Source organism: Pseudomonas acericola (SeqCode), from assembly GCF_053456465.1.
Map to the genome: position 1 here is coordinate 42,380 of NZ_JBRFJB010000006.1, position 22,727 is coordinate 65,106.

General features: G+C 58.1%; 19 protein-coding genes and 2 tRNA genes. 1 reads left to right on the forward strand and 20 read right to left on the reverse strand.

Annotation, left to right across the window (positions count from 1 at the left end; genetic code table 11):
• The 12 genes from rbfA to rlmE form a co-directional block, all read right to left on the reverse strand.
• A complete protein-coding gene (gene rbfA, locus ACU688_RS21460; RefSeq protein WP_003176137.1) occupies positions 1–396 on the reverse strand; it encodes a 30S ribosome-binding factor RbfA in 396 nt (131 codons plus the stop codon).
• Positions 397–554: 158 nt separating this feature from the next.
• Positions 555–3,071, reverse strand: a complete 2,517-nt coding sequence (gene infB, locus ACU688_RS21465; protein ID WP_448186325.1) for a translation initiation factor IF-2 — start codon at positions 3,069–3,071, stop codon at positions 555–557.
• A gap of 27 nt (positions 3,072–3,098) precedes the next feature.
• Positions 3,099–4,580, reverse strand: a complete 1,482-nt coding sequence (nusA, locus tag ACU688_RS21470) for a transcription termination factor NusA (RefSeq protein WP_207045563.1) — start codon at positions 4,578–4,580, stop codon at positions 3,099–3,101.
• Positions 4,581–4,627: 47 nt separating this feature from the next.
• Positions 4,628–5,086 carry a ribosome maturation factor RimP gene (gene rimP, locus ACU688_RS21475; protein WP_032864760.1) on the reverse strand — a complete coding sequence of 153 codons (459 nt, stop codon included), beginning with the start codon at positions 5,084–5,086 and terminating at the stop codon, positions 4,628–4,630.
• A gap of 140 nt (positions 5,087–5,226) precedes the next feature.
• Positions 5,227–5,303 (reverse strand) — tRNA-Met (locus ACU688_RS21480).
• 96 nt (positions 5,304–5,399) lie between these two features.
• Positions 5,400–5,485 (reverse strand) — tRNA-Leu (locus tag ACU688_RS21485).
• A 22-nt stretch (positions 5,486–5,507) separates the two neighbouring features.
• A complete protein-coding gene (gene secG / locus ACU688_RS21490; protein ID WP_010206600.1) occupies positions 5,508–5,891 on the reverse strand; it encodes a preprotein translocase subunit SecG in 384 nt (127 codons plus the stop codon).
• A 4-nt stretch (positions 5,892–5,895) separates the two neighbouring features.
• On the reverse strand, positions 5,896–6,651 hold the full coding sequence (gene tpiA, locus ACU688_RS21495) for a triose-phosphate isomerase (RefSeq protein WP_026136640.1): 756 nt from the start codon (positions 6,649–6,651) through the stop codon (positions 5,896–5,898).
• 66 nt (positions 6,652–6,717) lie between these two features.
• Entirely contained in the window at positions 6,718–8,055 is a 1,338-nt protein-coding gene (glmM, locus tag ACU688_RS21500) for a phosphoglucosamine mutase (protein WP_448186326.1), read from the reverse strand.
• A gap of 16 nt (positions 8,056–8,071) precedes the next feature.
• On the reverse strand, positions 8,072–8,923 hold the full coding sequence (gene folP / locus ACU688_RS21505; protein ID WP_448186327.1) for a dihydropteroate synthase: 852 nt from the start codon (positions 8,921–8,923) through the stop codon (positions 8,072–8,074).
• An 8-nt stretch (positions 8,924–8,931) separates the two neighbouring features.
• On the reverse strand, positions 8,932–10,842 hold the full coding sequence (ftsH, locus tag ACU688_RS21510) for an ATP-dependent zinc metalloprotease FtsH (RefSeq protein WP_448186328.1): 1,911 nt from the start codon (positions 10,840–10,842) through the stop codon (positions 8,932–8,934).
• 200 nt (positions 10,843–11,042) lie between these two features.
• Positions 11,043–11,693 carry a 23S rRNA (uridine(2552)-2'-O)-methyltransferase RlmE gene (gene rlmE / locus ACU688_RS21515; protein ID WP_017735545.1) on the reverse strand — a complete coding sequence of 217 codons (651 nt, stop codon included), beginning with the start codon at positions 11,691–11,693 and terminating at the stop codon, positions 11,043–11,045.
• A 105-nt stretch (positions 11,694–11,798) separates the two neighbouring features.
• On the opposite strand from rlmE, the gene ACU688_RS21520 reads away from it, so the two are divergent.
• On the forward strand, positions 11,799–12,107 hold the full coding sequence (locus ACU688_RS21520; RefSeq protein WP_017139256.1) for a YhbY family RNA-binding protein: 309 nt from the start codon (positions 11,799–11,801) through the stop codon (positions 12,105–12,107).
• A gap of 9 nt (positions 12,108–12,116) precedes the next feature.
• Here the strand turns inward: ACU688_RS21520 and ACU688_RS21525 are convergent, their stop codons facing one another.
• The 8 genes from ACU688_RS21525 to grpE form a co-directional block, all read right to left on the reverse strand.
• Positions 12,117–12,521, reverse strand: coding sequence for an MFS transporter (locus ACU688_RS21525; RefSeq protein WP_448186329.1), 405 nt, complete (start codon positions 12,519–12,521; stop codon positions 12,117–12,119).
• A gap of 28 nt (positions 12,522–12,549) precedes the next feature.
• A complete protein-coding gene (gene greA / locus ACU688_RS21530; protein WP_124527760.1) occupies positions 12,550–13,026 on the reverse strand; it encodes a transcription elongation factor GreA in 477 nt (158 codons plus the stop codon).
• Positions 13,023–16,244 (reverse strand): carbamoyl-phosphate synthase large subunit, encoded by a 3,222-nt coding sequence (carB, locus tag ACU688_RS21535; RefSeq protein WP_257780016.1) that lies wholly within the window; start codon positions 16,242–16,244, stop codon positions 13,023–13,025. The genes greA and carB overlap by 4 nt, the downstream gene beginning before the upstream one ends.
• Before the next feature lie 105 nt (positions 16,245–16,349).
• Entirely contained in the window at positions 16,350–17,486 is a 1,137-nt protein-coding gene (carA, locus tag ACU688_RS21540; RefSeq protein WP_257780015.1) for a glutamine-hydrolyzing carbamoyl-phosphate synthase small subunit, read from the reverse strand.
• A gap of 259 nt (positions 17,487–17,745) precedes the next feature.
• A complete protein-coding gene (dapB, locus tag ACU688_RS21545; RefSeq protein WP_448186330.1) occupies positions 17,746–18,552 on the reverse strand; it encodes a 4-hydroxy-tetrahydrodipicolinate reductase in 807 nt (268 codons plus the stop codon).
• Between the two features lie 9 nt (positions 18,553–18,561).
• Entirely contained in the window at positions 18,562–19,686 is a 1,125-nt protein-coding gene (gene dnaJ, locus ACU688_RS21550) for a molecular chaperone DnaJ (protein WP_448186331.1), read from the reverse strand.
• 317 nt (positions 19,687–20,003) lie between these two features.
• Entirely contained in the window at positions 20,004–21,920 is a 1,917-nt protein-coding gene (gene dnaK / locus ACU688_RS21555) for a molecular chaperone DnaK (protein ID WP_448186332.1), read from the reverse strand.
• A gap of 102 nt (positions 21,921–22,022) precedes the next feature.
• Positions 22,023–22,583: a nucleotide exchange factor GrpE gene (grpE, locus tag ACU688_RS21560; protein WP_124527766.1), complete on the reverse strand. Its 561-nt coding sequence runs from the start codon at positions 22,581–22,583 to the stop codon at positions 22,023–22,025.
• Positions 22,584–22,727: the final 144 nt, after the last annotated feature.

Sequence of the window (22,727 nt, forward strand, 5' to 3'; positions counted from 1 at the left end):
TTACTCCTTGGCGTCTTCAGGTGTGGACGGGTGCTGGCTGTCTTCAGCCACGGCGCGCTCGATCAGTGCCGACAGGTGCGCGCCACGCACGACGCTTTCGTCGTAGTGGAAGTGCAACTGGGGAACACTGCGCAGCTTCATTTCACGGGCCAACTGCATGCGCAGGAAGCCTGCAGCCGAGTTGAGCACCTTGATGCTTTGCGCGATTTCTTCGCTGTTGTCCTGCCCCATCACGGTGATGAAGATCTTGGCGTGACCAACATCACGGCTCACTTCAACGGCGGTGATGGTCACCAGGCCAACGCGTGGGTCTTTGACTTCACGACGGATCAGTTGGGCAAGCTCGCGCTGCATCTGATCGCCGATACGCTGGGTACGGCTGTATTCTTTTGCCATGTCTTGTTACCTGTTACTGCCACACGGTGAAACCCGTGGGGTCTGAAAGCGGCAAACGCCCGGCCTGACAAAAGCCAGACCGGGCGTTGCGTTTAGAGTCCGTCGCTGCACGGGGCATTTGCATGCCCACACGCTGCGTGGCTCCGGAAGTGCGCGAGTTAGAGGCTGCGAGCAACCTGAACCTTCTCGAAGACTTCGATCTTGTCGCCAACCTTGACGTCGTTGTAGCTCTTGACGCCGATACCGCATTCCATGCCGGCACGTACTTCGGAGGCGTCATCCTTGAAGCGGCGCAGGGATTCCAGCTCGCCTTCGAAGATAACGATGTCTTCACGCAGTACACGGATTGGACGGTTACGGTACACGGTGCCTTCGACAACCATGCAACCGGCGATCGCGCCGAATTTCGGCGAGCGGAACACGTCACGAACCTCGGCGATACCCAGGATGTTCTCCCGGACGTCGCTGCCAAGCATGCCGGTAAGGGCTTTCTTGACGTCTTCGATGATGTCGTAGATGACGTTGTAGTAACGCATGTCCAGGCCTTCCTGCTCGACGATCTTGCGAGCGCCAGCATCGGCACGCACGTTGAAGCCGAACAGTACAGCGTTGGAAGCCAGTGCCAGGTTGGCGTCGGATTCGGTGATACCACCGACACCGCCACCGACAACGCGCACTTGCACTTCGTCGTTACCCAGGCCGTTCAAGGCGCCGTTCAACGCTTCGAGGGAACCACGTACGTCAGATTTGAGGACGATGTTAAGCGTCTTCTTCTCTTCCTGGCCCATGTTCTCGAAGATGTTTTCCAGCTTGCCGGCGTGAGCACGGGCCAGCTTGACTTCGCGGAACTTGCCTTGACGGAACAGAGCCACTTCACGGGCTTTCTTCTCGTCGGCCACTACGCTCATCTCGTCGCCAGCGTCCGGGGTACCGTCCAGGCCGAGGATCTCGACCGGGATAGCAGGACCTGCTTCCTTGATTGGCTTGCCGTTCTCGTCGAGCATGGCACGTACACGGCCGTAGTTCGAACCGACCAGGACCATGTCGCCTTGGCGCAGGGTACCGTCTTGAACCAGTACGGTCGCAACCGGGCCACGGCCCTTGTCGAGACGGGATTCAACCACAACACCACGGCCAGGGGCCGATGGAGTAGCGGTCAGTTCCAGGACTTCGGCTTGCAACAGAACGGCTTCGAGCAGTTCGTCAACGCCAGTACCCATCTTCGCGGAGACTGGTACGAATGGAGTGTCGCCACCCCACTCTTCGGATGTCACGCCGTGAACCGACAGTTCGCTACGGATGCGATCAAGATCAGCGCCCGGCTTGTCGATTTTGTTCACTGCAACCACCAGCGGAACGCCAGCTGCCTTGGCATGCTGAACGGCTTCGATGGTTTGTGGCATCACGCCGTCGTCGGCTGCAACCACCAGGATCACGATGTCGGTCGCCTTGGCACCACGGGCACGCATTGCGGTAAACGCGGCGTGACCAGGGGTGTCGAGGAACGTCACCATGCCACGGTCGGTTTCAACGTGGTACGCACCGATGTGCTGGGTGATACCGCCGGCTTCGCCAGCAGCAACCTTGGCACGACGGATGTAGTCGAGCAGGGAAGTTTTACCGTGGTCAACGTGGCCCATTACGGTCACGACCGGTGCACGGGAAACTGCCTCACCTTCAAACTTCAGGGACTCGGCCAGGGAATCTTCCAGGGCGGTGTCGCTGACCAGGGTCACTTTGTGGCCCAGCTCTTCAGCAACCAGTTGGGCAGTTTCCTGATCCAGTACCTGGTTGATGGTGGCCGGAGTACCCAGCTTGAACATGAACTTGATGATTTCAGCTGCCTTGACCGACATCTGCTGGGCGAGATCGCCAACAGTGATGGTCTCGCCGATCTTCACTTCACGCACGACAGGGCCGGTTGGGCTCTGGAAACCGTGGGCGTTGCGTTTTTTCAGCTTGGCCTTGCCGCGACCACCACGACGGAAGCCATCGCTTTCTTCGTCGGTAGTACGTGGGGCAACGCGTGGAGCAGGTGCTTTCTCTTTGACCGAAGCACGATGCGGAGCGTTTTTGCGCTCGCCATCGCCACCACCGCTGCGACGATTGTTATCGTCGGCACGTGGTTTGTCCGGGCGACGAGGTTCGTCACGCTTGCGAGCGTCGGCTGCCGGAGCAGGTGCAGCGGCAACCGGAGCGGCCTCACGCACAGCTTCAACAGGCGCAGCGACCGCTTCAGTGGCAGCAGTTTGCGCAGCAGCAGGCTGGCGACGCGCTTCTTCTTCGGCGCGACGCTTGGACTCTTCTTCAGCCTTCTGACGAGCAGCATTTTCTACTGCGCGACGTTCTTCCAGTTCGCGTTTGCGCTCGGCTTCGATTTCTTCCGGGCTGCGCTGTACGAAGACTTTCTTCTTGCGTACTTCAACGCTGATGCTCTTGCTACCAGCAACACGCAGGGTGCTGGTGGTTTTGCGCTGCAATGTAATCTTGCGCGGTTCTTCCACTTTCGCCTTGTGGCTGCTCTTCAAGTGAGTCAGCAAAGACTGCTTCTCACTATCGCTCACACCTTCATCGGCGGCGGTGTGCGGCAGACCTGCCTCACGCATCTGCTGCAACAGGCGCTCTACCGGTGTTTTGACCTCATCGGCCAGTTGTTTCACCGTGACTTGCGTCATGCACTTCTCTCCTCAGGCCGCGCCTAGTTACTCGAACCAATGGGCTCGGGCGGCCATGATCAACTTGCCGGCACGATCATCGTCAATGCCGTCGATGTCGAGCAGATCGTCAATAGACTGCTCGGCCAGGTCTTCGCGGGTAATTACGCCGCGCACCGCCAGTTCCATCGCCAAATCCTTGTCCATACCCTCAAGCGAGAGCAGGTCTTCGGCCGGATGGGCGTCTGCCAGCTTTTCCTCAGTAGCGATGGCTTTAGTCAACAAACGATCCTTGGCTCGAGCGCGAAGCTCGTTGACGGTGTCTTCGTCAAAGCCGTCGATGTTGAGCATTTCTTCCAACGGTACGTAGGCAATCTCTTCCAGACTGGTGAAGCCTTCATCTACCAGCACCTGTGCCAGGTCTTCGTCGACTTCCAGCTCGTCGATGAAGTTGCGCAGGATGTCACCGGTTTCAGCTTGCTGCTTAGCCTGGATGTCCGATTCGGTCATCACGTTCAGGGTCCAGCCGGTCAGTTGGCTGGCCAGACGCACGTTCTGACCACCACGACCAATGGCCTGAGCCAGATTGTCTGCGCCAACGGCGATGTCCATTGCATGGGCATCTTCGTCAACGATAATTGCCGCCACTTCAGCCGGCGACATGGCGTTGATCACGAACTGCGCCGGGTTATCGTCCCACAGGACGATGTCCACACGCTCACCACCCAATTCGCCCGACACTGCCTGGACGCGCGAACCGCGCATACCAATGCAAGCGCCTTGCGGGTCGATGCGTTTGTCCTTGGAGCGGACCGCGATCTTGGCGCGCGAACCCGGGTCGCGGGACGCAGCCATGACTTCGATCAGGCCTTCGGCGATTTCCGGCACTTCGATACGGAACAGCTCGATCAGCATTTCCGGCGCGGTACGCGACAGGATCAGCTGAGGGCCGCGGTTCTCGGTGCGGATTTCCTTGAGCAGCGCACGCAGACGCACGCCAACACGGAAGGTTTCGCGGGAAATGATGTCTTCACGGGCCAACAGCGCTTCAGCGTTGTTACCCAGGTCGACGATCACGTTGTCGCGGGTCACTTTTTTCACGGTGCCGGAGATGATTTCACCCAGGCGCTCGCGATAAGCGTCAACGACTTGCGCGCGCTCGGCTTCGCGTACTTTCTGCACGATGACTTGCTTGGCAGTCTGTGCAGCAATGCGGCCGAACTCGATGGACTCGATCTTTTCTTCGACGACATCACCGACCTGGGCGCCAGGATGCGTTTGCGCAACCTTGCTCGGCCAGGTTTCGATGGCCGGATCATCAAGATCGTCCTCTTCGACGACCGTCCAGCGACGGAAAGTCTCGTAGGCACCGGTGTGGCGGTTGATTTCCACACGCAGATCAACTTCGTCTTCAAAACGCTTTTTGGTAGCAGTGGCCAGGGCCAGCTCCAACGCTTCAAAAATCACGCTTGCCGGTACACCCTTTTCGTTGGATACCGACTCAACAACCAGCAGTACTTCTTTGCTCATCGTACGCCTCGCCTTTCGCAAGCCATTGGATCCGCGGGATCCGCGTCTCAGTCAAAACTGGGAATAATGTTGGCCTTGTCGATCATATCGATCGGCAACAGGAACTCATGGTCGTCTACCTGCACCACGACATCCTGTTCTTCTACACCGCGCAGAAGGCCCTGAAAATTGCGTCGCCCTTCAAAAGGGGAGCGCAGTTTGATCTTCACTTGGTCACCGGCATATTTAGCAAACTGCTCGATAGTGAACAGTGGGCGTTCCATGCCTGGCGAGGATACTTCGAGGGTGTATTCAACGGAGATTGGATCTTCAACATCCAGGACACCGCTGATCTGACGGCTGACAATGGCGCAATCGTCCACCAGCACACCGCCCTCTTTATCGATATAAACGCGCAACATTGAGTGGCGACCTTGAGCCGAAAACTCAATACCCCAGCATTCATAGCCTAGGGCCACGACCACCGGGGCCAGCAAGGCCTGCAACTCTTCTAGCTTGCTCGACACCTGAACCCCCTCGTGCATGTATGTGCATGCTGTGCAAAATAAAAAAATGGGCGAAACGCCCATCCTTGAAACGCCGTCGAACAGCGGCGTTGAAAGTGTCCAGCTAACAAAAAGCCCCTTAAAAGGGGCTCCGCTAAAACTGGTTGCGGGGGCCGGATTTGAACCGACGACCTTCGGGTTATGAGCCCGACGAGCTACCAGACTGCTCCACCCCGCGACAAAGCTGGGGCGGAAGTATACGACCGATCCCTTGCAGGGTCAATGTAACCTTCCACCTACAAGAAAGCCCGCAACAGCGGGCTCTCCTGATAATTGGTACCGAGAAGGGGACTCGAACCCCTACACCCTATGGGCACAACCACCTCAAGGTTGCGTGTCTACCAATTCCACCACCTCGGCAATACAGCGTTTACAACCCTTCTTACTTCTGCTCTTGAGCTGGAGGTACGTCAGTCGCTGGAGTAGCCGACTTTTGCTCTTGAAGCACCGGGACATCATCAGAAGCCGGTTTTGCTTTTGGTACTTCCAACACTGCTGGGTTTGGCAAACCTACTTGAGTCAGCACATGAGCTTTCTCTTTAGCAAAGTAACCTAACCCTAAGCTGGTTATGAAAAAACCTGCGGCAAGTATAGCAGTAAACTTACTAAGAAAGGTAGAGGAACCTTGGCTTCCGAACACAGTATTTGAAGCACCTGCACCGAAAGACGCACCAGCATCCGCACCTTTACCCTGTTGCAACAAAACCAGGGCAACTACGCCCAGGGCAGCCAACAGATGAAAAACGACTACGACTGTTTCCAGCATTTTTTCAGTTTCCCGCGGCGCGACAGATCGCACCGAACTCATCTGCATTCAGGGAAGCTCCACCAATGAGCCCCCCATCGATATCCGGCATGCCGAACAGTTCGACCGCATTGGCCGCCTTCACGCTGCCGCCGTATAGAAGCCGCACACCTTGTGCGACTTCAGAATTCTCTGCCGCCAACTGCGCGCGGATGGCTGCGTGCACATCCTGCGCCTGTTGCGGTGTAGCAGTCAGCCCGGTGCCAATGGCCCAGACCGGCTCGTAAGCAATTACTGCCTTTGCAAACGCACCAACACCCAGCTCCTCGATGATGCTGCCCAGCTGACGCGAGACAACTTCAAGAGTCTTGCCCGATTCGCGCTCTGCCAAGGTTTCCCCTACGCACAACACTGGAATCAAGCCACAAGCCTGTGCCGCTGCGAACTTGCGATTGAGTGTCCCATCACGCTCGCCCATCATCTGACGACGCTCGGAGTGCCCAACGAGCACATAGGAACAACCCACATCAACCAGCTGACTCGGCGAAATCTCACCGGTCAACGCACCTTGCATCGCTTCCACCGCAGAGTTCTGCGCGCCGACCTGAATCGACTTGCCTTTCAAGCCATCAACCACTTGGGCGATATGCAAGCAAGGCGGAAATACAGCGATATCAACACCGCTAGGCAAGGCCAAGTGACGAAGGCCATTTACCAGCTCAGCGACACTGGCGCGGGTACCGTGCATCTTCCAGTTACCAGCTACCATAGTGCGACGCATGCTGTACCTCGTCGGTCAAAGTGGGCGCAGATGTTACCCAACCACATCATCACTGGCAAGCCGAATTCAGGCGCAAACTTCACTTACCAGTTTTGCCAGGCTTTCGGCATGCTCGCGAACCTGTGTTTCATCGTCACCTTCGACCATGACACGCACCAGAGGCTCTGTACCGGACTTGCGCAGCAATACGCGCCCACGCCCCGCCATTGCTAGCGTTACGCGCTCGCAGGCCTCTTTGACAGCCGGGTGCTCGATCGGGTTTTCGCCGCCCGCAAAGCGCACATTGAGAAGCACCTGCGGACACTTGCGCAACGCCTGACGCGCCTGAGCGAGGCTCTCTTCACGACGACGCAACGACAGCAAAACCTGCAGCGCAGCGATAATTGCATCGCCTGTGGTGGTGTGCTGGAAGCAGACCACATGCCCGGAGTTCTCGCCACCGACCTGCCAGTTGCGCTCCAGCAGCTCGGCGATCACGTAGCGGTCACCCACATTGGCACGAACGAACGGTATGCCGAGATCACCCAAGGCCAGCTCCAGCCCCAGATTACTCATCAACGTACCGACAACGCCACCCTGCAGCTTGTCACGCTCATGCAAGTCGCGCGCAATAATGAACAGCAGATCATCACCATCGACCACAGCGCCCGTGTGGTCGACCATCAACACGCGATCGCCATCGCCATCAAAGGCAATGCCGAGGTCGGCATGCTTGGCCAGGACAGCGGCCTGCAACTGCTCCATATGAGTGGAACCGCAGTTTTCGTTGATATTCAAACCATCAGGCTGAGCCGACAACACGGTGACATCCGCGCCCAGTTCCTTGAAGACACTTGGCGCCACCTTGTAGGTCGCACCATGGGCGCAATCGACGACGATTTTCAGCCCGGCAAAATTGGTGCTGGTCGGCACGCTGCTCTTGCAGAACTCGATGTAGCGGCCAGAGGCGTCGTTGATGCGCGACACCTTGCCCAATTTGCTGGACTCGACCACGGTCATCGGCGCATCCAGCAACTCTTCGATCATCAGCTCGATTTCGTCAGGCAGCTTGGTGCCCTGACCGGAGAAGAACTTAATGCCGTTGTCATCATGGGGATTGTGCGAAGCACTGATCACGATACCGGCTTCAGCGTGAAAGGTACGCGTCAGGTAGGCGATCGCAGGCGTCGGCATCGGCCCCAGCAACATCACATCAGCACCGGCGGCAGACAGACCCGCCTCCAGCGCCGACTCAAACATATAGCCCGAAATCCGGGTGTCCTTGCCCACCAGGATGCGGCACGCGCCCATGCTGCGGAACGCCATGCCTGCCGCCCAACCCAGCTTGAGCATGAAATCAGGGGTAATCGGAAACTCGCCGACCCGACCACGGATACCGTCGGTACCAAAGTATTTTTTAGTCATAAGTGCTCCATCATTCTTATTCGGCGAATTCTACAGCGGCAAGCATGCGCACCACATCGACCGTCTCGGCAACGTCATGTACGCGCAAGATGCGCGCGCCCTTGGTCACGGCAAGCGCCGCAAGCGCCAGGCCACCGTACAACCGCTCACCCACTGGACGACTCAATGCCAGCCCTATCATGCTCTTGCGCGAAACCCCAACCAACAGGGGGCGACCAAGATCATGGAGGGACTCCATGTGTTTAAACAAACTCAGATTATGTTGCAGGGTCTTGGCAAAACCAAACCCGGGATCAAGGATGATTTTCTCGGCAGCAATCCCCGCATTGGCGCACTGGGCGATCCTTTCAGCCAGGAAACCACTCACCTCGCCAACGAGATCATCGTAATGCGGGCTGTCCTGCATATTCCCAGGCTCCCCCAGCATATGCATCAGGCACACCGGCAAACCGGTAGCTGCTGCCGCATCCAGGGCACCATCACGCTGCAATGAGCGCACATCGTTGATCAGCCCAGCCCCAAGGCGCGCAGTTTCACGCATCACCGCCGGGGTAGACGTATCAACCGAGATGATCACATCCAGCTCTCGGGCGATACGCTCAACAATTGGCGCAACCCGCTCCAGCTCCTCCAAAGGAGAAACCACACGAGCGCCGGGACGAGTGGATTCACCACCCACATCAATCAACGTCGCCCCAGCGGCCACCATCGCCTCCGCATGGCGCAAGGCAGCATCAAGCTGACTGAAGCGGCCACCGTCGGAAAAGGAATCGGGGGTTACATTAAGAATACCCATCACGTGCGTATGGGCCAAATCAAGAACCCGATTGCCGCAAGGCAACCGGGTGGAGGACAACACAGAAGTCATTTCAAACCTTAATGGTCAGCCGCAGGGCCGCCGATCGGGGTTTCCGGGCGCTCATTCTGAGCCACTGGCGGCGTACCGGAAGTACCAGAGCCACCTTCCCAATCGCGCGGTTCACGCGGGGCGCGGCCAGCCATGATGTCGTCGATCTGATCGGCATCAATGGTTTCATACTTCATCAGCGCATCTGCCATCGCATCCAGCTTGTCGCGATTGTCGGTCAGGATCTGCTTGGCCGTGCCGTAGCACTGGTCAATGATGCTACGCACTTCGGAGTCGATCAGCTTGGCTGTCTCGCCGGAGAAGCTTGCGCTTTGACCGCCACCACCACGCCCCAGGAACACTTCACCTTCTTCCTCGGCATACATCAATGGACCGAGCTTTTCCGACAGACCCCACTTGGTCACCATGTTTCGTGCAATCTGGCTGGCACGCATGATGTCGTTGGAGGCACCGGTGGTCACACCGTCAAAGCCCAAGGTCATTTCTTCCGCAATGCGACCGCCGTACAGCGAGCAGATCTGACTGATCAGTGCGCGCTTGGAAAGGCTGTAGCGATCCTCTTCCGGCAGGAACATGGTGACACCCAATGCCCGACCGCGAGGAATGATCGACACCTTGTAGACCGGATCATGCTCAGGCACAACGCGACCCACAATGGCGTGACCGGCTTCGTGATAAGCGGTGTTCTGCTTCTCTTTCTCGGACATGACCATGGATTTGCGCTCGGCGCCCATCATGATCTTGTCTTTTGCCAGTTCGAATTCTTTCATTTCCACGATGCGCTTGCCGGTACGGGCCGCAAACAGCGAGGCCTCGTTCACCAGGTTGGCCAGGTCAGCACCAGAGAAGCCTGGAGTACCACGGGCAATCACGGCCGGAGCCACGTCGTCGCCCATTGGCACTTTGCGCATGTGAACTTTGAGGATCTGCTCGCGACCACGGATGTCCGGCAAGCCGACCACCACCTGGCGGTCGAAACGACCTGGACGCAGCAATGCAGGGTCCAATACGTCAGGACGGTTGGTTGCGGCGATGACGATGATGCCGTCATTCATCTCGAAACCGTCCATCTCTACCAGCAACTGGTTGAGCGTCTGCTCACGCTCATCGTGACCACCGCCCATGCCAGCGCCACGATGGCGACCAACGGCGTCGATTTCATCGATGAAGATGATGCAAGGCGCGTGCTTCTTGGCCTGCTCAAACATGTCGCGAACACGGCTGGCACCCACACCGACGAACATCTCGACGAAGTCAGAACCGGAAATAGTGAAGAAAGGCACCTTGGCTTCGCCGGCAATCGCCTTGGCCAGCAAGGTTTTACCGGTACCCGGTGGGCCCACCATCAGCACGCCGCGAGGAATACGGCCACCCAGGCGCTGGAACTTGCCCGGATCGCGCAGGAATTCAACCAGCTCACCCACTTCTTCCTTGGCTTCATCGCAACCTGCGACGTCAGCCAGGGTCGTTTTCACCTGGTCTTCGGAAAGCAGGCGCGCCTTGCTCTTGCCAAAGCTCATCGGCCCGCCCTTGCCTCCCGCACCACCTTGCATCTGGCGCATGAAGAACATGAACACGGCGATAATCACCAGGATCGGGAAGCTGGCCACCAAGAGTTGCGTCCAGATGCTCTGCTGCTCTGGCTGCTTGCCTTCGACAACGACATGGTTGTCCACCAGGTCGCCAATCAGGCCGTTATCCGGGATATTCGGGCGAATGGTCTTGAAGCTATCGCCATCGTTGCGCTTGCCGTTGATCACAAAGCCATCAATCGCTACACGCTCGACCTTGCCATCCTTGACCTGCTGGATGAAGTCGGAGTAGTTGAGGGTCTGCGGCTCGTTAGGGCTGGAGAAGTTGTTCATCACCGTCACCAGGACAGCTGCGATGATCAACCACAGGATCAGATTCTTTGCCATATCGTTCAATTAACTACCCTCTGAAGCAAGCTCCGCTACTGGCGCGCGCTTCGCATGATATTCACCGGCCTAACTTACTACATTACCTACAACTCTGGCAGGCGCCGTCTGTAACCCTTTGTGAAACTTTGACTACACAATATTCGTAAAGCTTCGTGACGAAAGCGACATAAAAAAACCTATCGCCTTCCTCGGCTTTCTTAAAAACGCTCTTCGCTCGTCGCACCTTCGACGCCACGGAAGCCGCGACACAGCAGGTATTGTTCCCTGGAGCGGTCCCGGGACGAGTCTGGCTTACGCGTCTGCACCTTATCGAACAACTTGCGTATGTTCTTGTGGTACTCGTCGAAACCTTCGCCCTGGAAGACTTTCACCAGGAAATCGCCACCGGGGCGCAATACCCGACCCGCCAAATCCAGCGCCAGCTCGCAAAGGAACATTGCACGCGGCATATCGACGGCCGGTAATCCACTCATATTGGGGGCCATGTCGGAAATCACAAGGTCTACCTGCGAATTTCCCACAGCCTCAAGGATTTCGGCGAGCACCGTGTCCTGGGTAAAGTCACCATGAACAAAGGTCACGTCCGGGATGCTGTCCATCTCCAGGATGTCGGAAGCGATAAGACGACCTTGCCCACCAATCAGACGACTGGTCACCTGGGACCAACCACCGGGGGCGGCACCAAGGTCGATAACGCTCATGCCTGGACGAATCAGCTTGTCCTTATCCTGGATCTCCAGCAGCTTGTAACTGGCGCGGGAACGGTAGCCGTCCTTCTGCGCCTTTTTGACGTAAGGGTCGTTGAAATGCTCTTGCAGCCACTTAAGGCTAGTTTTGGAACGGGCCACGGGCCACCTCGAAAATAAAACGGGTCGTGATTAACTGGGCGGTCCCGGACTCGCTCGGGTAAACTGGCCGCCGCTTTTTACAAGATCAGACGCAGGGGTCAGATTATGCCGCTCACTCAAGAGCAGAAGAAACAGTACAAATCCATTGGCCACCATCTGAAACCAGTTCTGATTGTGGCAGACAACGGTTTGACTGAAGGTGTGTTAGCCGAACTTGAACGCGCATTGGGCGATCACGAACTGATCAAGATCAAGGTCAACATCCTTGACCGCGAAGCGCGCCTGGCCGCCATTGCAGAACTGTGCAAGGTGGGCAAAGCGGACCTGGTTCAGGTCATCGGCAAGATGGCGCTGCTGTATCGCAAGAATTTCAGCGTCAACAAGCAACTGTCGAACGTTCATCGCTTCAAATGATTCAAAGGGTCACGGGCGTGCTTCGCGCGCCCTGCCACTCCATCCCGGCGCAGGCTGTACAACCAGCACCAAGCCAGAGAACCCCAGTACAAGATAGCTGAACAACTGCCAGCGCAACGCTTCCGGCAGCCACACATGCACGATGCAGAACATTGCACACGCATACAGCGCCATCAACAGCAGTTGGCCGCGAATATCCCGCCACAAACTCCCCCAGCCTTCGGCCTTGACCAGCACCAGCGTCTGGAGTGTCACGCACGCCGCCGCAAAACCCACCAGCAGCGCACTCAGTAATCCGCCGATCTCATCGATCAGCAACGGTGCCAGGCCAATCAGGCCCAGCGCCGGTAAAACACCAATGTGCAACAACCACAGGCCGCCCACCCAGAGCATCTGGGAGAGCTGCCAAAGCATAGCGCCCGCGCGAAGCGGGCGCCGCCTTTCAGACGTGACGAACTTCAACAATCTCGTACTCGATCACGCCACCCGGCGTCTTGACGGCCACCACATCACCCTCTTCCTTGGCAATCAAGGCGCGAGCGAGCGGCGAGCCGACGGAGATTTTGCCGAGTTTGAAGTCAGCTTCATCTTCACCAACGATGTGGTAAACCACGCTTTCGTCAGTCTCGACGTTGGCGATTTCCACGGTGGTGCCGAAAATCACCTTGCCCGTCTTCGGAATGGTCGTCACATCGATGACCACCGCGTTCTGCAGGCGGCCTTCGATATCACGGATCCGCGCCTCGACCATACCCTGCTGCTCACGAGCAGCGTGGTATTCGGCGTTTTCCTTCAAGTCACCCAGCTCGCGGGCCGTACCGATGTCCTGGCTCAGCTTTGGACGTACGACCTTGGTCAGGTGGGCGTGCTCCTCTTCCAGGGCCTTGAAGCCCTGGACGGTCATTGGGTATTTGGTCATGCCTTCAATCCTGCGTGTAGATCCTGCAAGCGACGCACGGTTTTTTCAGGACCGAACTTGAGCGCTTCGCAGATGGCTTCGCCAGCAGCAATGGTGGTGGTGCAGTAGATCTTGTGCTGCAAGGCGTTACGGCGAATGGAGTAGGAATCCGCGATCGACTGGCGACCTTCGGTGGTGTTGATGATCAGGGTGACTTCGTCATTCTTGATCATGTCGACCACGTGCGGACGGCCTTCCGTCACTTTGTTCACGCGACGCACTTTCAGGCCGGCAGCCTCGATCAGCTTGGCGGTCCCGGCGGTGGCCACGACTTCGAAGCCCAAGTTGATCAGATCACGGGCTACGCCTGCAACCAGTGGCTTGTCGTCATCACGCACGCTGATAAACGCAGTACCGCCGGTCGGCAGCACTTCGCTGGCGCCCATCTGAGCCTTGGCGAACGCTTCACCGAAGGTATCGCCCACGCCCATCACTTCACCGGTGGACTTCATCTCTGGGCCCAGGATCGGGTCCACACCAGGGAATTTGGCGAATGGGAACACCGCCTCTTTCACACTGTAGAAGTTTGGAATGATTTCCTTGGTGAAGCCGATTTCCTTCAGGGTCTTACCGGCCATCACGCGGGCAGCGATCATGGCCAGGGACACACCGATGCACTTGGAAACAAACGGCACGGTACGCGAAGCGCGCGGGTTGACTTCGATGACGTAGATGTCTTCGCCTTGCAGCGCCAACTGTACGTTCATCAGACCGACCACGCCCAGCTCCAGAGCCATCTTCTTGACCTGCTCGCGCATCTCGTCCTGGATGTGCAGCGGCAGCGAGTACGGCGGCAGCGAGCACGCGGAGTCACCGGAGTGAACGCCCGCTTGTTCGATGTGCTGCATGATCGCGCCGATCACCACGTCAGTACCGTCGCAGACAGCGTCCACGTCCATTTCAATGGCGCAGTTGAGGAAGTGGTCCAGCAGCACCGGGCTGTCGTTGGACACTTTCACAGCATCACGCAGGTAACGCTTGAGCTCTTCTTCTTCGTAGACGATTTCCATCGCACGACCGCCCAGTACGTAGGACGGACGCACCACCAACGGGTAACCGATCTTGCTGGCTGCACGAATGGCTTCGTCTTCGCTGCGCACGGTGGCGTTTGGCGGCTGACGCAGATTCAGGCGCTCAACCATTTGCTGGAAGCGCTCACGGTCTTCGGCACGGTCGATGGCGTCAGGGCTGGTACCGATGATCGGTACGCCAGCGGCTTCAAGGGCGCGAGCCAGTTTCAACGGGGTTTGGCCGCCGTACTGGACGATCACGCCTTTCGGCTTCTCGACGCGCACGATTTCCAGCACGTCTTCCAGGGTCACTGGCTCGAAATACAGGCGATCGGAGGTGTCGTAGTCGGTGGAAACGGTTTCCGGGTTGCAGTTGACCATGATGGTCTCGTACCCGTCTGCGCGCAGGGCCAGAGCGGCGTGTACGCAGCAGTAGTCGAACTCGATGCCTTGGCCGATACGGTTTGGACCGCCGCCCAGGATCATGATCTTGTCGCGACCCGACGGCGCAGCTTCGCACTCTTCCTCGTAGGTAGAGTACAGGTATGCGGTGTCGGTGGAGAACTCGGCGGCGCAGGTGTCAACGCGCTTGTAGACCGGGAAGATATCCAGCTTGTGGCGATGGGTGCGCAGGTTCTTCTCGGTCACACCCAGCAGCTTGGCCAGGCGCTGGTCGGAGAAACCCTTGCGCTTGAGGCGGAACATCATGTCGCGGTCGATGCTGGCCAGACCCAGGGTCTTGACCTTCTCTTCTTCCTTGATCAGATCTTCGATCTGTACCAGGAACCACGGGTCGATCATGTTCATGCCGAAGATGTCTTCGACGGTCATGCCGGCACGGAAGGCGTCAGCCACGTACCAGATACGCTCGGCGCCCGGCACGGTCAGTTCGCGCTTGAGCACGCTCATGCTTTCCGGGTTGCTCAGGTCGAGCTTCTCGTCCAGGCCGCAAACGCCGACTTCCAGGCCGCGCAGGGCTTTCTGCAGGGATTCCTGGAAAGTCCGGCCGATGGCCATGACTTCACCTACGGATTTCATCTGCGTGGTCAGGCGTGCGTCAGCCTTGGCGAACTTCTCGAAGGCGAAACGTGGCAGCTTGGTCACAACGTAGTCGATGGACGGCTCGAAGGACGCCGGGGTCTTGCCACCGGTGATGTCGTTCGACAGCTCGTCCAGGGTGTAACCCACCGCCAGCTTGGCCGCGACCTTGGCGATCGGGAAGCCGGTGGCTTTCGAAGCCAGGGCCGACGAGCGGGATACACGCGGGTTCATCTCGATCACGACCATGCGGCCGGTGTCCGGGCAGATGCCGAACTGAACGTTGGAACCACCGGTTTCCACGCCGATCTCGCGCAATACCGCCAGGGAGGCGTTACGCAGGATCTGGTATTCCTTGTCGGTCAGGGTCTGCGCCGGAGCCACGGTGATCGAGTCACCGGTGTGCACGCCCATCGGGTCGAAGTTTTCGATGGAGCAGACGATGATGCAGTTGTCCTTCTTATCGCGGACAACCTCCATCTCATATTCTTTCCAGCCGATCAGGGATTCGTCGATCAGCAGCTCTTTGGTCGGCGACAGGTCCAGGCCACGGGCGCAGATTTCTTCGAATTCTTCACGGTTGTACGCGATGCCACCACCGGTGCCACCCATGGTGAAGGATGGACGGATGATGCACGGGAAGCCCAGGGTCTCGAGGACCGCATTGGCTTCTTCCATGCTGTGGGCGATGCCGGAACGCGGGCACGCCAGGCCGATGGACTTCATCGCCTTGTCGAAACGCGAACGGTCTTCAGCCTTGTCGATGGTGTCGGCGTTGGCGCCGATCATCTCTACGCCGAACTTTTCCAGGACGCCTTCGCGCTCCAGGTCCAGGGCGCAGTTCAGGGCGGTCTGGCCGCCCATGGTTGGCAGCAGCGCGTCCGGGCGCTCCTTCTCGATGATCTTGGCAACGGTCTGCCATTTGATCGGTTCGATGTAGGTGGCGTCGGCCATGTCCGGGTCGGTCATGATGGTGGCCGGGTTGGAGTTCACCAGGATGACGCGGTAACCCTCTTCGCGCAGGGCTTTGCAAGCCTGGGCGCCGGAGTAGTCGAATTCGCAAGCCTGGCCGATCACGATCGGGCCAGCGCCGAGAATCAGGATGCTTTTTATGTCTGTACGTTTTGGCATGGGTTTGTCACTCAAATCCGCAGGTCAGTCGGCAAGCCGTCTTGAACAATCCTTGAAGTGCCTGCGGGGGCCACCGAAGCTCGGGGCCGCCCGCAAGCCGCTCAGTCAGCGTCGCTTGGCCATCTCATTGATGAAACGGTCGAACAGCGGCGCTACGTCGTTCGGGCCCGGGCTCGCTTCAGGGTGGCCCTGGAAGCTGAACGCGCTCTTGTCAGTGCGCTCGATGCCTTGCAGGGAACCGTCGAACAGCGACTTGTGAATGGCGCGGACATTGCCCGGCAAGGTCGCTTCATCCACCGCAAAACCGTGGTTCTGGCTGGTGATCATGACGACGCCGGTGTCCAGATCCTGCACAGGGTGGTTGGCACCGTGATGGCCGTGACCCATTTTCAGGGTCTTGGCGCCGGAGGCCAGGGCCAGCAGTTGGTGACCGAGGCAGATACCGAATACCGGAATCTCGGTCTCCAGCACTTCCTTGATCGCCTGGATGGCGTAGTCGCACGGCTCAGGGTCGCCCGGGCCGTTGGACAGGAACACGCCGTCCGGTTGCAGGGCGAGCACGTCGCTGGCAGGGGTTTGCGCCGGCACCACGGTCACGCGGCAACCGCGCTCGACCAGCATGCGCAGGATGTTGTACTTGACGCCGTAGTCGTAGGCCACAACGTGGTATGGCAGGTCAGCGGCTTCGATGGTCGCGTGGCTGTCGGTCTTCAAGTCCCAGACAGTGGAGCGCCACTCGTAGGATTCCTTGGTGCTGACGACTTTCGCCAGGTCCATGCCTTTCAGGCCTGGGAAGCCCTGCGCTGCAGCAATCGCTGCCGCTTCGGAAATGTTGTCACCGACCATGATGCAGCCGTTCTGCGAGCCTTTTTCACGCAGGATGCGTGTCAGGCGGCGCGTATCGATACCAGCGATCGCCACAACGTTGTTGGCTTTCAGGTAATCGGACAGCGACATCGTGTTACGCCAGTTGCTCGCAACCAGTGGCAGGTCACGAATCACCAGGCCGGCGGACCAGACACGATCAGACTCGACGTCTTCCGGTGTAGTACCGGTGTTGCCGATGTGCGGATAGGTCAGGGTAACGATCTGTTGGGCGTAGGAAGGATCGGTAAGGATTTCCTGATAGCCGGTCATGGCGGTGTTAAACACCACCTCTCCAACGGTCTGACCGTCGGCTCCAATGGCTTCGCCGCGAAAAATGCTGCCATCAGCAAGGGCGAGTATGGCTGGCTTAGTCAAGAAGACCTCCCGTAAATAAAGCCTGAAAGGGCGATCGCAGGTTGTAAAAAAGCGGAGTGACGTATGGACACGTCACCCCGCTTCTTCACTGAATTATTCTGCGCGCTTTTAGTGGACACACTAAAGCTGTAGCTTACAGAAAAAGGCTTTTTTGGTCCACCGCTAATGAGCCGAAAAGGCAGAGGAATGCGACAGGACGTCGCTTAGCGGGTAAAAACGGGGCCTTAGGATAATCCTGAGGCCCCTTTTTAGCTACTGATTAGTGCAGATCCAGCACATCGCGCATGTCGTAAAGGCCCGGCTCGCGACCTTCCAACCACAGCGCAGCACGTACCGCACCCTTGGCAAAGGTCATGCGACTGGACGCCTTGTGCGTGATTTCCAGGCGCTCGCCTTCGGTGGCGAACAGCACGGTGTGATCACCCACCACATCACCACCGCGCACGGTCGCAAAACCAATGGTGTCACGCGCGCGCTCGCCGGTATGGCCTTCGCGGCCGTACACCGCGACCTTCGACAGGTCACGACCCAACGCATCGGCAATCGCCTCACCCATGCGCAGCGCAGTGCCCGACGGCGCGTCGATCTTGTGACGGTGATGGGTCTCGATAATCTCGATATCCGCCTCATCGCCCAACACGCGCGCTGCCAGATCCAGCAATTTGAGCGACAGGTTCACGCCGACACTGAAGTTGGCAGCGAACACGACAGGAATATCCTTGCCCGCCTCCACCAGCAACTGCTTTTGCTCAGCGCTCAAGCCTGTGGTGCCGATAACCATGGCCTTGCCCGCCTTGCGGCAGAACGCCAGGTTCTTCAGCATCACGTCCGGCAGCGTGAAGTCGATCAGCACGTCAAACTCATCGGCCACCAGCACCAGGTCGCCCGACAACGGCACACCGATACGCCCCAACGAGGCCAACTCACCGGCGTCCGCACCGATCAACGTGCTGCCAGGGCGAACGATCGCCGCCGTCAGCCCGGAGACCGGCGAGCGCTGTTGCACCGCTTCGATCAGCGTCTTGCCCATGCGCCCAGCAGCGCCCATCACGGCTATACGTCGCATACTCATTCCTTACAGGTCGCCGAAAAAGCGCTTCACACCATCGAAAAAGCCGGTGGTTTTCGGCGAGTGGGAATCATCACCTGCCAACGAACTGCGGAACTCCTCAAGCAGTTCGCGCTGACGACGGTTCAGGTTGACCGGTGTCTCGATCGCCACACGGCACATCAAGTCGCCAGCACCGCCACCGCGCACCGGCGCAACGCCTTTGCCACGGATACGGAACTGCTTGCCGGTCTGGGTACCCTCAGGGATCTTGAGCTTCACACGACCATCAAGGGTCGGAATCTCCAACTCACCACCCAGCGCCGCATCGACAAAGCTGATCGGCACTTCGCAGAACAGGTGCTTGCCGTCACGCTGGAAGATCGAGTGCTCGCGCACATTGATCACCACGTACAGGTCGCCCGTAGGCCCGCCCTGGGTACCCGCCTCGCCTTCGCCCGACAGACGGATGCGATCACCAGTATCGACGCCCGCCGGCACTTTCACCGAAAGGGTCTTGTACTCTTCGACGCGACCTTCGCCGTGGCAAGAGTCGCACGGATCGAAAATGATCTTGCCCTGACCATGACAACGCGGGCAGGTCTGCTGCACCGAGAAGAAGCCTTGCTGCATACGCACTTGACCAATACCGCCACACGTCGGGCAGGTGATCGGCGAGGAGCCTTTCTTCGCGCCCGAACCATCGCACGGCTTGCAGTTGACCAGCGTCGGCACGCGAATGTTGACGCTGGTGCCGCGCACGGCTTCTTCCAGGTTCAGCTCCAGGGTGTAGCGCAAGTCGCTGCCACGCTGGGCGCCACCACGCTGGCCACCACGGCCACCACCGAAGAAGTCACTGAAGACATCGCCGAAGATATCGGAGAAATTCTGACCGCCAAAACCGGCGCCACCGCCACCCATGCTTGGATCGACACCCGCATGGCCGTACTGGTCGTAGGCCGCACGCTTGTTGGGATCAGACAGGCATTCGTAGGCCTCGTTGGCCTCTTTGAACAGCTCTTCGGATTCTTTGCTATCCGGGTTACGGTCCGGGTGATGCTTCATCGCCAGGCGACGGTAAGCCTTCTTCAGGTCCGCCTCGCTGGAGCTGCGCTCCACACCCAACACAATGTAATAGTCACGCTTTGCCATAAGTCTTTGCACTCTTAAGGACGTTCGGCCAGACCCTCCTGAGCCCTGCCAAACTCGTTGAGCCCCAATACAGGCCCGGACCCAACTCACGTCAATTCAACGATCCTGGTCATTACTACTTTTAGCCAGGTACCCGGCCAAAAATGCGGTAATTACTGCTCGGAAAGCAGGAGCATTCCCGATCAAACCGCCAGCACCCGAACGCTGTCGCATGCTGTAAAAATTCCCATACCCCAGACACGCCAACGCGGGAGCAAGCTCCCGCGCGGCGACATCCTACCAGTCACCGCTTGATAGCGGTCAACCGGGCGACCAACTTACTTCTGGTCTTTGACTTCTTCGAACTCGGCATCGACAACGTCGTCGTGCTTGGCTTCAGGCTCTGCCTGTTGCGCTGCACCGTCTGCTGGCTGGCCTTGCTCGGCGTACATTTTCTGAGCAACCGGCGCGGAGACTTTCGACAGCTCCTCAACCTTGGCATCGATGGCAGCCTTGTCGTCGCCTTTGATGGCGGCTTCCAGGGCAACCACGGCAGCTTCAATCGCGGCCTTCTCCTCGGCAGTCACTTTGTCGCCTGCATCAGCAACCATTTTGCGCGTCGAGTGAACCAGGGCATCACCTTGGTTACGGGCGCCAGCCAATTCTGCAAACTTGGCATCCGCATCAGCGTTGGCTTCTGCATCACGAATCATCTGTTGAATTTCTTCATCAGACAGACCGGAGTTGGCCTTGATCGTGATCTTCTGCTCTTTGCCAGTGGCCTTGTCTTTCGCGCCGACGTGCAGGATGCCGTTGGCGTCGATGTCGAAGGTCACTTCGATTTGTGGCACGCCACGTGGTGCTGGTGGAATCTCAGCCAAGTCGAACTTGCCCAGGGACTTGTTCTGGGCAGCCTGTTTGCGCTCACCTTGCAGCACGTGAATGGTCACAGCGCCCTGGTTGTCATCGGCAGTCGAGAACACTTGCGATTTCTTGGTAGGAATCGTGGTGTTTTTCTCGATCAGCGCGGTCATCACGCCACCCATGGTTTCGATACCCAGGGTCAGCGGGCTGACGTCCAGCAGCAGCACGTCTTTCACGTCGCCGGCCAATACCGCGCCCTGGATAGCAGCACCCATGGCAACCGCTTCGTCCGGGTTCACGTCTTTACGTGCTTCCTTGCCGAAGAACTCGGTGACTTTCTGCTGAACCAGTGGCATACGGGTCTGACCGCCCACCAGGATCACGTCGTTGATCGCGCCAACGTCGATACCGGCGTCTTTCAGAGCAATGCGGCAAGGCTCGATGGTGCGCTGAACCAGGTCTTCAACCAGCGATTCCAACTTGGCGCGAGAAATCTTCACGTTCAAGTGTTTAGGACCGGTGGCATCTGCAGTGATGTACGGCAGGTTCACGTCGGTCGCATTGCTGGACGACAGTTCGATCTTGGCTTTCTCAGCAGCTTCTTTCAGGCGCTGCATCGCCAGCGGGTCACCTTTGAGGTTCATGCCGCTTTCTTTCTTGAATTCGTCGACGAGGTAGTCGATCAGACGAATGTCAAAGTCTTCACCACCCAGGAAGGTGTCGCCGTTGGTGGCCAACACTTCAAACTGGTGCTCGCCGTCAACTTCAGCGATCTCGATCACGGAGACGTCGAAAGTACCACCACCCAGGTCATAAACGATCACAGTGTGGTCGCCTTTGGCCTTGTCCATACCGTAAGCCAGAGCAGCTGCGGTTGGTTCGTTGATGATACGTTTTACGTCCAGGCCCGCGATGCGGCCGGCGTCTTTGGTCGCCTGGCGCTGGCTGTCGTTGAAGTAGGCCGGAACGGTGATCACCGCTTCGGTCACTGGCTCACCGAGGTAGTCTTCAGCAGTCTTCTTCATCTTTTTCAAGACTTCAGCCGAGATCTGTGGAGCGGACATTTTCTGGCCGTTCACTTCAACCCAGGCGTCGCCGTTGTCAGCCTTGGCGATTTTGTACGGAACCATCTTGATGTCTTTCTGTACGACTTCTTCGTCGAACTTACGACCGATCAGACGTTTTACTGCGTACAGGGTGTTGTGCGGGTTGGTTACAGCCTGGCGCTTGGCCGACTGACCTACCAGAATCTCACCGTCATTGGCGTAAGCAATGATCGACGGCGTGGTACGCGCGCCTTCGGCGTTTTCGATAACTTTAGCTTTACCGTTTTCCAGAACGGAGACACACGAGTTGGTGGTCCCCAAGTCGATACCGATAATTTTGCCCATGATTTACTCTCCCGAAACTTGAATTTGGTTGCCGCAGCAGTTGTGGCTAACTGCGGTAGCACTTAAACGCTTGACTTATAAATGGGGGCCTTGCGGCGGATTTCAAGCCTGCTCATCAATAGAAGGTGCAACGGGTGCAGGAGCCTTGCTCACCACCACCATTGCCGGGCGCAGCAAGCGACCGTTGAGCAGGTAACCCTTCTGGAACGTCTTCAGCACGCTGTTCGGCTCAAGGTCATGGCTTTCCTGCATGGCCATGGCCTGGTGATGCTCAGCGTTGAACGGCTCGCCGCCTTGTGGATCAACCGCTTCCAACTGATAACGCTTCAGGGTGTCCTGGAACATTTTCAGGGTCAGTTCGATCCCTTCGCGCATTGGGCGGATGTTTTCGTCGTCCGCGTTGGACAACTCAAGGCCACGCTCCAGGCTGTCGATGATCGGCAGCAAGTCACCGGCGAATTTTTCCAGTGCGAACTTGTGGGCCTTTTCTACATCCTGCTCGGCACGGCGGCGGACGTTCTGCAGATCGGCGGCAACACGCAAAGCCTGATCATTCGCAGCGGCCAATTGCTCTTCGAGCACTTGCACACGAGTTGCCATGTCATCGCCGGCAGCCGCATTAGCGTCTGGAGTTTGCGTATCCTGCGTCTGTTCGTCAGCCATAGTTTTCTCCTTTCAAAATCATGCGCGAACTCAACTCGCGCTTCTGTTCCGGTATATGGGGCCACAATTTCCAGGTTCAAGAGCGCAAGCACTACCAAAAGTCTTTCGTGTGTCCCGGATCAATTCCTGCACGGTCATTCCTTA